Annotated in this window: 11 protein-coding genes; 5 read left to right on the top strand and 6 right to left on the bottom strand. The window is 55.9% G+C overall.

The window, feature by feature from the left end:
• Window positions 1-190 precede the first annotated feature (190 nt).
• Complete coding sequence (locus tag OCH02_RS06305) at window positions 191-1,222, top strand: Mal regulon transcriptional regulator MalI (RefSeq protein ID WP_261430435.1); 1,032 nt, start codon at window positions 191-193, stop codon at window positions 1,220-1,222.
• Between the two features lie 2 nt (window positions 1,223-1,224).
• Here the strand turns inward: OCH02_RS06305 and OCH02_RS06300 are convergent, their stop codons facing one another.
• Window positions 1,225-2,112 carry a LysR substrate-binding domain-containing protein gene (locus OCH02_RS06300; protein ID WP_410001235.1) on the bottom strand — a complete coding sequence of 296 codons (888 nt, stop codon included), beginning with the start codon at window positions 2,110-2,112 and terminating at the stop codon, window positions 1,225-1,227.
• A 191-nt stretch (window positions 2,113-2,303) separates the two neighbouring features.
• Here OCH02_RS06300 and ampC point away from each other — a divergent pair, with 191 nt between their 5' ends.
• A complete protein-coding gene (gene ampC / locus OCH02_RS06295; RefSeq protein ID WP_261430434.1) occupies window positions 2,304-3,440 on the top strand; it encodes a class C beta-lactamase in 1,137 nt (378 codons plus the stop codon).
• An 11-nt stretch (window positions 3,441-3,451) separates the two neighbouring features.
• Here the strand turns inward: ampC and OCH02_RS06290 are convergent, their stop codons facing one another.
• A complete protein-coding gene (locus OCH02_RS06290; protein WP_261430433.1) occupies window positions 3,452-4,381 on the bottom strand; it encodes a LysR family transcriptional regulator in 930 nt (309 codons plus the stop codon).
• A gap of 102 nt (window positions 4,382-4,483) precedes the next feature.
• On the opposite strand from OCH02_RS06290, the gene OCH02_RS06285 reads away from it, so the two are divergent.
• Entirely contained in the window at window positions 4,484-5,641 is a 1,158-nt protein-coding gene (locus tag OCH02_RS06285; RefSeq protein WP_261430432.1) for a serine hydrolase domain-containing protein, read from the top strand.
• Window positions 5,642-5,678: 37 nt separating this feature from the next.
• Here the strand turns inward: OCH02_RS06285 and OCH02_RS06280 are convergent, their stop codons facing one another.
• Both OCH02_RS06280 and manA read right to left on the bottom strand, forming a co-directional pair.
• Window positions 5,679-7,214: a YdgA family protein gene (locus OCH02_RS06280; RefSeq protein WP_261430431.1), complete on the bottom strand. Its 1,536-nt coding sequence runs from the start codon at window positions 7,212-7,214 to the stop codon at window positions 5,679-5,681.
• 139 nt (window positions 7,215-7,353) lie between these two features.
• The gene (gene manA, locus OCH02_RS06275; protein WP_261430430.1) at window positions 7,354-8,532 is read right to left on the bottom strand and encodes a mannose-6-phosphate isomerase; all 1,179 of its coding nucleotides are present in this window, start codon (window positions 8,530-8,532) and stop codon (window positions 7,354-7,356) included.
• A gap of 454 nt (window positions 8,533-8,986) precedes the next feature.
• Here manA and OCH02_RS06270 point away from each other — a divergent pair, with 454 nt between their 5' ends.
• On the top strand, window positions 8,987-9,337 hold the full coding sequence (locus OCH02_RS06270) for a hypothetical protein (RefSeq protein ID WP_261430807.1): 351 nt from the start codon (window positions 8,987-8,989) through the stop codon (window positions 9,335-9,337).
• Window positions 9,338-9,590: 253 nt separating this feature from the next.
• Window positions 9,591-10,988, top strand: coding sequence for a class II fumarate hydratase (fumC, locus tag OCH02_RS06265; RefSeq protein WP_261430429.1), 1,398 nt, complete (start codon window positions 9,591-9,593; stop codon window positions 10,986-10,988).
• Between the two features lie 97 nt (window positions 10,989-11,085).
• Here the strand turns inward: fumC and tus are convergent, their stop codons facing one another.
• Window positions 11,086-12,024: a DNA replication terminus site-binding protein gene (gene tus / locus OCH02_RS06260; protein WP_261430428.1), complete on the bottom strand. Its 939-nt coding sequence runs from the start codon at window positions 12,022-12,024 to the stop codon at window positions 11,086-11,088.
• A 144-nt stretch (window positions 12,025-12,168) separates the two neighbouring features.
• Window positions 12,169-13,434, bottom strand: a complete 1,266-nt coding sequence (locus OCH02_RS06255) for an MFS transporter (protein ID WP_261430806.1) — start codon at window positions 13,432-13,434, stop codon at window positions 12,169-12,171.
• Window positions 13,435-13,548 lie beyond the last annotated feature (114 nt).

Genomic DNA, 13,548 nt, shown 5'->3' with positions numbered 1-13,548 from the left:
GGTGTGTATCCCTGTTAGGTAAAAATAAGATAAAACGTTTTACCTAGCAAAAATGCGCCGCTAATCACAATTCCAGTGTGCACTTTGCGGCGACAATGCTGATGCCAGTAAAACGTTTTACTGGTCAAACCGATTCGGTATACCATTTGCTGCAAGATGCCCAATGCCCAGGATCGGGCTAGCAGAGGTTATGACCATCAAAAAGATCACCATCACCGATGTCGCACAGCAGGCCGGCGTCTCCGTCACGACCGTTTCGCTGGTACTGAGCGGCAAAGGGCGTATTTCACCCACCACCGTGGCGCGGGTGAACCAGGCGATTGAGTGCCTTGGCTACGTCCGTAACCGTCAGGCGGCAACGTTGCGCGGCGGGGCGTCGGGCGTGATTGGTCTGATCCTGCGTGATATTTGCGAGCCGTTTTATGCGGAAATGACCGCGGGCCTGAGCGAGGTGCTGGAGGCGCACGGCAAAGTGCTGTTTCTGACCCAAAGCGGGCGTGAAGGCAAAGGGCTGATGCGCTGTTTTGATACGCTGCTGGAACACGGGGTCGACGGCATGGTGTTGGCGGGCGGCGTACGCTCGGCCGAGGGCCTGAAGGAAAAAGCCGCCGAACAGGGGGTGCCATTGGTGTGTGCCGCGCGCTCTAATGGGGTGGAAGGGGTCGATGTGGTGCGGCCGGACAATATGCAGGCGGCTAAAATGGCCACCGAATTTCTGATCAAACGCGGCCACAGCCAAATCGCCTATCTGGGCGGACAAGGCAGTTCGTTAACCCGCGCCGAACGGCTGGGGGGATTTTGTGCCACGCTGGTGCAATATGGCCTGCCTTTCCGCTCCGACTGGATTGTCGAATGTGACTGCCATCAACGGGCCGCGGCGGAGGCGGCGGAAAACCTGCTGCGGCAACATCCCAATATCAGCGCGCTGGTTTGCCACAAGGCATCGGTGGCGCTGGGGGCCTACTTTGGCATTGTGCGCAGTGGGCGCAGCATCGGTTCTGAGGGTGTGGATACCTATTACGGGCAGCAGGTGGCGCTGATTGGTTTCGGCGACGTGCCTGAGGCCGAACTGACCGAACCGCCGCTGACGCTGGTCTCCAGTTCCGCGCGAGAAGTGGGGCGCAGCGCCGCCTCACGCTTGCTGCAACGTATAGTCGACGCCGACTTACCGCCGCAAAACGTGATCCTGCCGCCATTGCTGATCAAGCGTGGCTCGGCCTGAGCTCATTGTTGTTCATCTGTGACCTGTTGCTGGATCCAACTGACAAACACTTTCATTGCCGGGGTCATATCGCGTGATTTCAGGTGGGTCAGCCAGTAGCCGCCGAGATCCGCTTCGGCGCTGAAAGGGCGCTGTAACAGACCTTCACGCAGCTCCCGAGCAAACATGCGCGCCGGGGCCAGCGCTACGCCGCCGCTGTGGATCGCCCCTTCCACCATCAGTCGGGAAGAGTCGAACACCGGGCCGTTGATGCGCCATGGGGCTATCTGCGCGGCGGCAAACCAGCGTTCCCATTCGTCTTTGCGGTAGCTGCGCATCAGCCGCTCGTGTTGTAAATCCTGCGGACTGCGGAGGCGGGCGGCAACTTCGGGCGGGCACAGCACCGTCAGCGGGGCATCAAACAATTTGAGGTTGTGGGTCGCCGGCCAACGGCCTTCGCCAAAACGGATAGCGAAGTCCATTCCGTCGGCGGACAAATTAACCAGGTTATTGTTGGTTAACACCCGCAGATCGATAAACGGATGCGACTCTCTGAATGCTGCCAGACGGGGCATCAGCCAGCCGACGGCAAAGGTACCGACCACGGCTACCGTCAGTACCTCATGGAAATGCCCGCCCTCAAACTGTTGCAACACCGATTCAATACGGTCGAAAGCGTCGGTCAATATCGGCAACAGCGCCTGTCCTTCTTCAGTCAAATCCAACCCACGCGGCAGACGGCGGAACAGCTGAATACCCAGCTGCTGTTCCAGCATACGCACCTGCTGGCTGACGGCAGCCTGGGTGACGCTCAGTTCCAGCCCGGCGCGGGTAAAGTTCAGGTGACGGGCGGAGGATTCAAACGCCCGCAGGGCATTGAGGGGAAGTCGGTTACGCATAACGTTACCCATAAGTTTTTCTTTATGCTGGCTGAAATTCTTATCGCTTGTCAACCCAAGGATAAACCCTGATATTTAGCCTGCTGGTGCGGAATTAACGCAGTCAGAAAAGGAATAACACCATCATCCAAGGATATCTTCGCGTCGACAGGCAATAAAATCTTTTGCCATCGGCCGATACCCTGCAACCCAAGAGCTTTCACATGACCAAAATAAATCGCCTGGCGGCCGCGTTGTTGGCCGCAATGATCCTGCCGGCAGGCCATGCCGCCGACAAAGCCGATATTGACGCCATTATTCAGCCGCTGATGCAAAAATATGGCGTGCCGGGCATGGCTATCGCCGTGTCGGTGGACGGGAAACAGCAGTTTTATGATTATGGTGTGGCGTCCAAACAGACCGGCAAGCCGATCACCAACCAGACCTTGTTTGAAGTGGGCTCATTGAGCAAAACCTTCACCGCCACGCTGGCGGCCTACGCGCAAAATGAGGGCAAACTGTCGTTCGCCAAACCGGCCAGCCATTACCTGCCTGAGCTGCGCGGCAGCGCCTTTGACCGTGTCAGCTTGCTGAACCTGGCGACACACACCTCCGGCTTGCCGCTGTTTGTCCCTGATGATGTGACCAATGACGCGCAATTGATGGCGTATTACAAAAACTGGCAGCCGCCACATGCCGTGGGGAGTTATCGGGTTTATTCCAACCTGGGTATTGGCATGCTGGGGATGATCACCGCCAAAAGCCTGAACCAACCCTTTGCGCAGGCGATGGAAAAACAGCTGTTGCCGGCTTTGGGCATGAACCACAGCTACGTTAATGTTCCGGCTGCGCAGAGGGATAATTACGCGCAGGGCTACAACAAAAAAGACCAACCGGTACGAGTCACACCTGGCCCGTTGGACGCAGAATCCTACGGCATCAAATCCAATGCCGAGGATCTGATCCGTTACCTTGAAGCCAACATGCAGGTGGCCAAGGTGGGGGATAAGTGGCGCAAGGCACTGGCAGCTACCCATACCGGTTATTACCGGGCCGGGGTGTTCACCCAGGATCTGATGTGGGAAAGCTACGCGTATCCGGTAGCATTGCCCAAGCTGACGGAAGGCAACAACGCCGGGATGATCATGAATGGCACTCCGGCTACCGCCATCACGCCGCCGCAGCAGGATCAACGCGCTGCCTGGTACAATAAAACCGGCTCGACCGGTGGGTTCTCCACCTACGCAGTATTCATCCCATCGAAGAAAATCGCCGTGGTGATGCTGGCCAACAAATGGTTCCCGAACGATGACCGGGTTGCGGCCACCTACCAGTTGATACAGGCGTTGGATAAACGTTAATTAATGGCCTCTCAGGACGCTGTAATGGCGTCCTGAGACGATGACTGTAGCGCCCGCTTTTCCCGTATAAAATCAATAAATACCCGCAGTTTAAGCGGCATATGTCGGCTGGCCGGGAAATAGATGAAAAAACCGGGAAAATGACAGCGATAATCCGCCAGTATTTCCACCAGTTGCCCAGCGTCAAGCTCGCGTTGTACCGTGCTGACAAAACGTTGGGTGATCCCCAGCCCCATCAACGCCGCATCTTTAATCAGCCTGTCTTCGTTAAATATCAGGTTACCGCTGACTTCCAGTGTGAGTTGCCCGCCTTCCTGCCGAAAATACCAGGGTTCAAACTTACCGCTGCCGGGGAAACGATAGCGCAGGCAGTTATGCGCGCTCAGCGCCTGTGGCGTTAATGGCGTGCCGTGCTGAGCCAGATAGGCGGGAGTAGCGATAATCACCCGCTGCTGGTCGTTGTCGAGCGGCACCGCAACCATGTCTTTTTGCACCATGGCACGCATGCGAATACCGGCATCGAAACTGTCCAACACCAGATCGGAAAAATGGTCGTCGGTAAACAACTCAAGTTGTACATCGGGGTACATTGCCTGAAATTCAGCCAGATAAGGCATCACCAGCAGCGAAGCCGCTAACTGCGGCAGGGTGATGCGCAACAGGCCGGAAGGGCGACCGCGCAGGGCGCGAACGTCGTCTGCGGCCACCTCAATCTGGCCCATCGCCGGCGCTACCTGCTGGAAAAAGAGGCGGCCTTCATCGCTCAATCGCACCGATCGGCTGGTACGGTTGAACAGCCGTACACCCAACCGGGTTTCCAATGCCTGAATGTTTTGCGACACCGCAGGAGGGGTGACGCCCAGCTGATTTGCCGCTTGGGTAAAACTGCCCAGCCGGGCGACGGCTTCGAAAAACGGCAGTAACTGTAATAGTGAACTCATCTATCAGTAATCCCTGCTTAATGATTCGTTAAGTTATCGGGTATTTAATTTTATAATAATCGCTTTAAAGTGTTTTGATACCCCCTTAGAGAGCATCAAAGCATGACGACACTGAATCAGTCATTGGCAAAAAGAGTACAGGCGGTCAGCCGGCAGGCGATTAGCGAGGAACGCATCGTCGGCAGCGTGGTGCTGGTGGCTCAGCACGGCAAGGTAGTTTACGCTGAGGCCAGTGGCTACGCCGACCGTGAGCAACTGCGGCCGATGCGGCGTGAGACGCAGTTCCGGCTTTCATCGGTCTCTAAACCCTATATCACACTGGCGGCGATGCGCATGGTCGAACAGCACAAGCTGGGGCTGGATGATGTGGTCAGTCGCTGGCTCCCCTGGTTTACCCCGGCACTGGCCGACGGCCGCCAGCCAGAAATTAAAATCCGCCACTTGCTGAGTCACACTGCCGGGCTGGATTATCGCTTTACCCAGCCTGAGGATGGGCCGTATCAGCGGTTAGGGATTCAAGACGGGATGACATCGTCGTCGTTGACGCTGGAACAGAATTTGCGTCTGCTGGCACAGGCGGACCTGCTCGTGGAACCGGGCAGAGAGTTTCATTATTCACTGGCGATTGACGTGCTGGGTGCGGTGCTGGAGGCAGTAGCGGGTGAACCCTTGCCGCAGTTGTTCGATCGTTGGGTGGCACAGCCGTTGAGGTTGGGTAATACCGGCTTTTACACCACCGACAGCGAAAACATGGCGACGGCTTATCAAGATATCACCGCCCGGCCGGAACCGATTTTTGACGGTATGCAATTGAAGCTCCCTGAAGGTTTTGGTTTCGACATAGCATTATCCCCATCGCGTGCATTTGACCCTCATGCCTATGCCTCCGGCGGGGCCGGTATGGTCGGTGATGCCGATGACGTGCTGCGACTGGTCGAAACGTTGCGCAATGGTGGAGAGGGTATTTTGCAACCGGCTAGCGTTGAGCTGATGCGGCAGGCGCATGTTGGGGCCGAAGCTGAAATTCAGGGGCCGGGCTGGGGCTTTGGTTTCGGCGGTGCTGTGCTGGTAGATGCTCAATTGGCGGCGACGCCACAGCACAATGGCACCCTGCAGTGGGGGGGCGTTTATGGACACAGTTGGTTTTATGATCCGCAGGCGGCATTAAGCGTGGTGGCGCTGACCAATACGGCGTTTGAAGGCATGAGCGGGTTGTATCCGCAGCAGATACGCGATGCGGTGTACGGCGTTCAGGGATAAAACAGGGGGCCCGGCAAGCGGGCCCCGAGGGGAAATATTACTGGGCGGGTGCCGGAGCAGGGACTGCGTCCGGAGCCGGTGCCGGCGTTTCGACCGGGCCAGGTGCACCCAACAGGCCGAAGGTGCCGATGAATTCTTGCAGCGACATCTTGTTACCGTTCAGATCAACCTGGTTGTCAGCGTAATGGAAGCTGCTGCCGATCACCCCGTCTTTCAGGGTAGTCAGTTTGAACATCTGACCCATAGCCGCCAGCCCCTGCACCTGCTGCTGCGCCAGTTTCTGCGCCTCTTCGGCGCTATAGCCTTGCAGTAACGCGGTTTGCGAGGTGGTTTCGGTCGCCATCGCCACTGGAATGCTCAGATTAGCGTCCAGTTTTTTCACTGAACGGGCAATCAGCTGATCCGGTGACTCTGCCGGGGAACCGGCTTGCGCAGGATCGGTCAGGTCCAGATTCAGGGTAAAGGTACTTTCACCTTTGCTGTTTTTCCAGCTTAGTGGGGCAACGCTGATGCTCGGGTTACCCTTCAACAGCAGCGGCAGGTTCTGCAGCAGGATATCGGTGGTTTGTTGCTGATAGGCAACCGGATCCATGGTCTGCGCCTGTTGCAGCATCTGCATAGCCTGCTGGTTGTAACGGTCGGCAAACTCTTTCAGCGATTTGGCATCCAGTTTGTCGACTTTCAGCGACAGCTTGCCGGAGCCGAAGTCGCTGTTCTGGATCTTCAGCGCGTCCATGGTGTAATCAATCTGGCCGTTCAGGTTAGTGTCTTTCTCACCGAATTGGCTCGCCAGCTTGAAGCCGTCCAGCGTCAGGGTCTCTTTACCGTCAACGGCAACCTTGACCTGTTTTACCTCCATGTTCTGGTTGCCCAGGCTGAGATCGAACTGCCCGGCATGGGTCTGGCTTTTCAGCGAGAAGCCCTGCAACTGAACCTGCTCGGTTTGACCAAACTGGTTTGGGCCGCTGATCACGGCATTGTCGCTGCTGGCGTCCAGAGTGATGGCTTTCATGTCGCGGGACACGTCGGCATTGATGGTCGCACCGCTAAATTTCAGCGAGGACTTGTCTTTCTGGTATTCCAGCGGGATCACGTCAATGGCAGACGAGGTATCGCCACTGTAGGAGATACGGGAATCGGCGGTGAACAGCGATTTGCCCTTGGTTATGTCAAACAGGCCTTTGGTGGCCGGGGTATTTTCCAGCTCGGTATGCACCGACGCCATGCTTGGCAGCAGGTTGAATTTTTTCAACTGGGCAAACGGGAATGGACCATGGTCGATGGTTTCGATAAACGCCACTTCTTCACCGGCTTTCAGCGGAGCATCGTCGGTGGTGACGCTGCCGTCGGCGCGCAGGACATAGCGAATTTTACTGCTGAAAATACCGCGTTGGTAATTTTCATAACCCAGTTTGACACCGGCTTTCGGCAGATAGGCTTTCAGCTGGCTGTTGGCGTTATCAACCACTTCACCCATCCGTTGTTCGATCAGTTTGCCGGTGTACCAGGAAGCCCCGGTCCATGCTGCGCCAAGAACCACAATGACGCTAACAGCGACTAACGATTTTTTCATAGTTCTGTTCATCCTTATTAAGCCATCTGTTTCAAACAGATGGATGGGCAAATTTGGGCCAATAAAAACGCCCGCAGGCGTTTAATTGTGAAGGTAAGCCACTCTTTCAGCAACTAATTTGCGGAAATTTACCGAGTGTTTACGACAACAGGTTATAAACACGGGCGATTCGGCCGCTGCCACTGACGTTGACCGGCGATTCGAACGCGCCGATAAAGCAGGATTCACCCGGCTTGAGCACCAGTTGCTGATCCTGTTTGGTTAATACCGCTTCACCCTCAACGCAGAACACAATGGCCGCGCTATTTTGCGCCAGCGCCTGTGGGGCGGGGGAAAGGTCATGCAATGAGAAGGCGAAGTCTTCAACCGGGATCGGGAAGAACAGTTCGTCACCGCGCTTTTGCGGCTGGGTCAGCAGGCCGGATGCCGGCTGTGGGCGGAACTGCAGGTTGGCTAACAGTTCTGGAATATCGATGAATTTAGGTGTCAGACCGGCACGCAGCACGTTGTCCGAGTTGGCCATCACTTCCAGCGCCACGCCCTGCAGGTAGGCATGCGGCGTTTCGGCATACAGGAACATCGCTTCACCCGGTTGGAGCTGTACCACGTTCAGCAACAGCGGTGAGAACAGGCCGCTGTCGTCTGGATAAAAACCGGCGATAAAGCGAATGGTGTCCCAGGTTTCGCCCTGTTGGTTATTCAGCGCGGCTTTCAGCACGCCCAGCGCCAGCGATTTCTGTTCGCCGCTCATCGCCAGCAGGCTGGCAAACAGGGAAGACAGATGGCTGACATCCGGCTGTTGCAGGAAGGCGGCGATATCATGATGGGCACCGGCGATCGGCTGCAGCAGGGAAACAATGTCGGACAGCTCGCGGAAGCCATTCATCGCCAGGAAAGGCGTCAGGGCGAACACCAGTTCCGGCTTGTGGTTAGGATCTTTATAGTTGCGTTCAGCCGCGTCCAGTGGAATACCGGCGGCGTTTTCTTTGGCAAAACCGGTTTCTGCTGCCGATTTGCTTGGGTGAACCTGAATCGACAGCGGCTGGTCGGCGCACAGCACCTTGAACAAGAACGGCAACTCACCAAAGCGGCGGGCAACATCGGCACCCAGCTGTTTGGGCTGATCTTCATCAATCACGTCGCGCAACGCGCGCAAATTGCCGTCGGCTCCGGCCACGCGGGAGCTGCTTTTTGGATGAGCACCCATCCACAGTTCCGCCATCGGCTGCCCTTGTGGGTTGGTGATGCCATAAAGCCGGGTTAACGCGTCGTGGCTGCCCCATGCATAGTTTTGCACTGCGTTGGTCATTTTTTGCATCTTGATAAACATCCTTTGCGTTCGCCGCCAGGGGCGGTAGTAGCTGACTGTTAAAAACCTTGTGCGCCTTATCCTACACGCGAACGGTGGCGTAGAAGCGGGGTGCGATCAAACAAGTGGCCCAAGGCCGGCAAAGTATAACGTGATAGCAACCTGCGTCACAATTGCGCCTTTGGCGACTACCGGCGAAACAGCGTTTAAAAAAACGCCAGTGAGTTTGCCGTTGAATATATCTTCTGGCGGAAAGTGCAGGTCTGAATATTTTGTTCAATATCACTGCCGTATATTTCAAACTGTGTTTTTCGCATTGAATTATTACCGGTTGAATATTTTTCTCATCATAATTATTTCGTTTCTGTTGGCAACCACACGGCTAGCTAAATTTAATAGGAAATGTCGCTATACAGTTGCTCGCCTATATACCCATTTAAATATTATTAATGTTGAGGCGATGATGAAAAAATTGTTACTGGCCCTGCTTATCTGTACTTCCGGTGCCAATGCGGCCGTGGTGGTCACCCATGCCTATGGGTATAGGGGGGCCCGACCAGTGGTGGTGCCAAGACCGGTGGTAGTAGCTCCACGTCCGGTGGTGGTAGTACCGCGACCTGTGGTAGTCACGCCGGTGCCCGTCGCGGTGTATTCTGCGCCGGTGGTGGCAACACCGGTTGCTCACCCGGTTGCCGCTGCTGTCGGTGCCGTGGGGGCGGGTGTCTATCGCCACAATGAACGTCAGGACGCTTATGATGAAATCAATCATCTGCAGGACCAGAGAATTAATGCCTATAATCAACATCACCATTAATCTTCTGACTGAAAATAAATAATCAGAGCGCCATGCGGCGTTTTTTTATTACCTGTTTTCATCTTGAGGAGCGAGAAAATTCACCCGCCAATAATGGCCGTACAATAAACGGGACATATGGAGAAAAAGTGCTGTGAGCCAACTCTCTTAATGCGAATAGTTATTATGTCACTATACTGGTTGGGGTGTGCCGGCGGGCATGAGCGCGTTGGCGTAATCGTACATTTTTAGGAATTGTACTAAGGAGATCGTGATGGCAGTCGTTCGTATTGAAAAAGACTCTATGGGACCGATTGAAGTGCCGGCCGATCGGCTATGGGGAGCGCAAACTCAGCGTTCTCTGGAGCACTTCCGCATCTCTTCTGAAAAGATGCCGACCGCCTTGCTCCATGCGCTGGCGTTGACCAAACGCGCGGCGGCCAGCGTGAATATGGACCTGGGTTTACTGCCTGCCGAGCGTGCCAATGCCATTATCAGCGCCGCCGATGAAGTGCTGGCGGATCAGCATGCCAATGAATTCCCCTTGTCGATTTGGCAAACCGGTTCCGGTACCCAGACCAACATGAACATGAATGAAGTGCTGGCCAACCGCGCCAGTGAGCTGTTGGGCGGGGTGCGTGGCGAAGAACGTCGGGTGCACCCGAACGACGACGTCAACAAGAGCCAGAGTTCAAACGACGTGTTCCCGACCGCGATGCATGTAGCCGCGGTGATCGCGGTGCGTGAGCATCTGATCCCCGAACTGAAAGTGCTGCATAAAACCCTGAGCGACAAGGCAGAGGCCTACCGCGATATCGTCAAAATTGGACGCACCCATTTGCAGGACGCAACCCCGCTGACCCTCGGCCAGGAGATTTCCGGTTGGGCAGCCATGCTGGCGCATAACCTGCAGCACATTGAAGCCAGCATCCCGCATATCTGCGAACTGGCGTTGGGCGGTACCGCCGTGGGGACTGGGCTGAATACCCATCCGGAATACGCGGTTCGCGTTGCCAAAGCGCTGGCCGACCTGACCGGGCAGCCGTTTGTTACCGCCCCCAATAAATTTGAAGCGTTGGCCACCTGCGACGCGTTGGTGCACGGCCACGGCGCGCTGAAAGGGCTGGCGGCTTCGCTGATGAAAATTGCCAACGATGTACGCTGGTTATCCTCCGGCCCGCGTTGCGGCATTGGGGAAATTTCTATTCCGGAAAATGAACCGGGCAGTTCCATCATGCCGGGCAAGGTCAACCCAACCCAGTGCGAAGCGATGACCATGCTGTGCGCGCAGGTGCTGGGCAACGACGTCGCGGTGAATATCGGCGGCGCTTCCGGCAACTTTGAGTTAAACGTGTTCCGACCGATGGTGATCCACAACTATTTACAGTCCATTCGCCTGCTGGCCGACGGTATGCAGGGCTTTAATGAGCACTGTGCGGTGGGCATCGAACCTAACCGTGACCGTATCAGCCAGTTGCTGAATGAGTCACTGATGCTGGTGACCGCGCTCAATACCCATATTGGTTATGACAAAGCGGCAGAAATCGCCAAGAAAGCGCACAAGGAAGGCCTGACGCTGAAAGCCTCGGCGCTGAAGCTGGGCTACCTGACCGAAGAGGAATTCGACCTGTGGGTGCGCCCGGAAGATATGGTCGGCAGCATGAAGAAGTAATTGATAGCACCGGTAGCAAAGGGCTTACTTGAGGTAAGCCTTTTTTATTGAGAGAAATGCCTGGAGCCGGATGTTCATCGTCTGCGGGTGTACAGCCTCAGCGAGTAGGAACGTCGGTATATAAATGCAGCCGTTTGACCAGCAGCCGCAGCGGTCTGGCATCGGGTTTGTATTTATGTTTGACCGCCGCGGCGTCGTAATTGAGCAATTCGCCAATTTTTGGCACCTGAGCGCCGTTTTCTACCTGGCACAGGGCAATCAGTGGCAGTGGGCAGGGGTGTTGCACCTGTTTTTGCTGCGGCTGATACCACACCCGGGCGATGGGTTGCACTTTTACCGGCCGTTTGATTTTCAGCACTGCCTGCTGTGGCAGGCGGTTGACGTCGTCGATCTCTCGGCTGACCAGTTCGGCCCACTGCTCGCGATTATGTGGTGGTACCGCGCGTCCTGCCTTCAGGCTTTTTTCCAATTGAGCCAGAATATCGTCGCGTTTCACGTTCTTGATAATATGCTTGTTGGCCCAGCCAAAACGCACCGAATCCGGATTGGTTACAAGGGTGAGGGTACGATAGGCGCTAAGGGTGATTAAGCCATGCAGGTGAGTGTGGACAAAGTCAAAGCGTTGCTCTGGTGCCAGGCCGGAGTCGACGGTGATAATTTGCTCCAGCTCGGCCTTCAGCCGGTTAATCAGGGCAATTTGCTGTTGCAGCGCCAGGTATTCTGGCTGTTCCACCGCCAGGCAAATCACACCGGGCAGGCGCACTGCCGCTTTGCTACTGACGTTGTGCTTGTTGTGATGGATAAACAGCCGCTGATAGTGCTCCAGCGCCAAATCGCGTGCGGCCAGGCCAACATGCTGTTCGACGGCAATCTGTGCCACCGCGTCATGCTCCTTGCCTTTCTCGATTTCGGGCAGGCTAAACACCCGTCCTGCCAGCAGGCGCAATGGCTGGATCTGCTGGTGGAGGCCCGTCAGTGCCTGTTCCAGTTCGCTGAAGCAAGCATTCATCCTACCTATTAAACCGTATTTATCCATCACACACTCCTATTTTAGTTACAACATACAATAAGAGAGGCGCAAACGAAAGGGCAACATCAGCAGCGGTGTGAGCAGGAATACCGCGTGGTCCAGCCTGGCAGAGGTTTTACGCCTGCACAAGAGGCAGGCGGTAAGCAGGGGTTAAACGCGGGCCGCTTCCGGCAGTTTCTTCAGGTAATGCACGACCAACAGGGCCAACAACAGCATCATGCTGATAAAGGCCACCACGCCATTCCAGCCGAAACTGTGCCAGAACACGCCGCCGAGGGTACCGGCGACGCTGGAACCCACGTAATAACAGAACAGGTAAAGTGAAGATGCCTGGCCCTTGGCGCGGCGCGCGCGGCGACCAATCCAACTGCTGGCAACCGAATGGGCAGCAAAGAAACCGGCGGTGAACAGCATCATGCCGATAAAAATAACCGCTACCGGTGCCAGGGCGGTAATCAGGATCCCGATCAGCATAATCAGGGTCGACGCCAACAGTACCGGCCCACGACCAAAACGGGAGGTCATGGCACCGGCCTTGGGGGAGCTGTAGGAACCGGTCAGGTATACCACCGACAGCAGACCGACTATCGCCTGGCTGAGGTGATAAGGATCCGACAGCAAGCGGTAGCCGATATAGTTGAACATGGTGACAAAGCTGCCCATCAGCAGAAAACCTTCGGCAAACAGCAGTGGTAAGCCTTTGTCATGCCAATGCAGGCGGAAGTTAATCAGCAGGGTGCGCGGGCGCAACGAACTGGCACGAAAATGTTTTGATTCGGGCAATATACGCCAAAACATGCAGGCAGCGCCCAGCGCGAACAGGCCAATCACCGCCAGCGATACCCGCCAGGAGAAGAAGTCGGTCAGTACCCCCGTCACCAGGCGGCCGCTCATGCCGCCGATGGAGTTACCGCTGATATACAGCCCCATCGAAAAGGCGACAAAGCTGGGATGGATTTCTTCACTCAGGTAGGTCATGCCAACGGCGGCGACGCCACTGAGTGAAAGGCCTATCAGCGCGCGCATCAGCAGAATGCCATGCCAACTGGTCATAAAGGCACAAATCAGGGTGCAAATAGCCGCCAGCAGCAGCGCCACCACCATCACTGATTTACGGCCGATGGCGTCGGACAGCGGGCCGGTAAACATCAGACCGATCGCCAATAGCCCGGTGGAAACCGACAGCGACAGGCTGCTTTCCGCCGGGGAGATGCCGAAGTCCTGAGACAGAACCGGCAGGATCGGTTGCACGCAATACAGCAAGGCGAAAGTAGCCAGACCGGCGGAAAACAACGCCAAAGTGACGCGCATAAACTGCGGCGTTCCGCGTTCGATGTAGGGAAGTTTGTTAAGGGTGGAGCGTCGGGTTTTTGGCGCAGCAGCCGCATCGTCGTTGGCGGCCAGCGTCGACGGCATACCGGCCGCAGAACGCACAGGGGTTGTCACAGTCTTTCCTTACCGAACATGGGGTTAAACAAGCACATCTTTGGTTAACAAAATCATAGGGAGAGGGCAGTTTTTTGTCTAATA

Source organism: Serratia quinivorans (genome assembly GCF_946227985.1).
Classification (GTDB): domain Bacteria; phylum Pseudomonadota; class Gammaproteobacteria; order Enterobacterales; family Enterobacteriaceae; genus Serratia; species Serratia quinivorans_A.
This window is presented reverse-complemented; position numbering and strand designations above follow the sequence as displayed.

Coding starts and splice junctions, on each gene's coding strand:
- tus (WP_261430428.1), bottom strand. CDS start 12,024: ATGGATAAATACGGTTTAATAGGTAGGATGAATGCTTGCTTCAGCGAA.
- OCH02_RS06255 (WP_261430806.1), bottom strand. CDS start 13,434: ATGCCGTCGACGCTGGCCGCCAACGACGATGCGGCTGCTGCGCCAAAA.
- OCH02_RS06285 (WP_261430432.1), top strand. CDS start 4,484: ATGACGACACTGAATCAGTCATTGGCAAAAAGAGTACAGGCGGTCAGC.
- OCH02_RS06300 (WP_410001235.1), bottom strand. CDS start 2,112: ATGGGTAACGTTATGCGTAACCGACTTCCCCTCAATGCCCTGCGGGCG.
- OCH02_RS06280 (WP_261430431.1), bottom strand. CDS start 7,214: ATGAAAAAATCGTTAGTCGCTGTTAGCGTCATTGTGGTTCTTGGCGCA.
- OCH02_RS06305 (WP_261430435.1), top strand. CDS start 191: ATGACCATCAAAAAGATCACCATCACCGATGTCGCACAGCAGGCCGGC.
- OCH02_RS06270 (WP_261430807.1), top strand. CDS start 8,987: ATGAAAAAATTGTTACTGGCCCTGCTTATCTGTACTTCCGGTGCCAAT.
- OCH02_RS06290 (WP_261430433.1), bottom strand. CDS start 4,381: ATGAGTTCACTATTACAGTTACTGCCGTTTTTCGAAGCCGTCGCCCGG.
- ampC (WP_261430434.1), top strand. CDS start 2,304: ATGACCAAAATAAATCGCCTGGCGGCCGCGTTGTTGGCCGCAATGATC.
- fumC (WP_261430429.1), top strand. CDS start 9,591: ATGGCAGTCGTTCGTATTGAAAAAGACTCTATGGGACCGATTGAAGTG.
- manA (WP_261430430.1), bottom strand. CDS start 8,532: ATGCAAAAAATGACCAACGCAGTGCAAAACTATGCATGGGGCAGCCAC.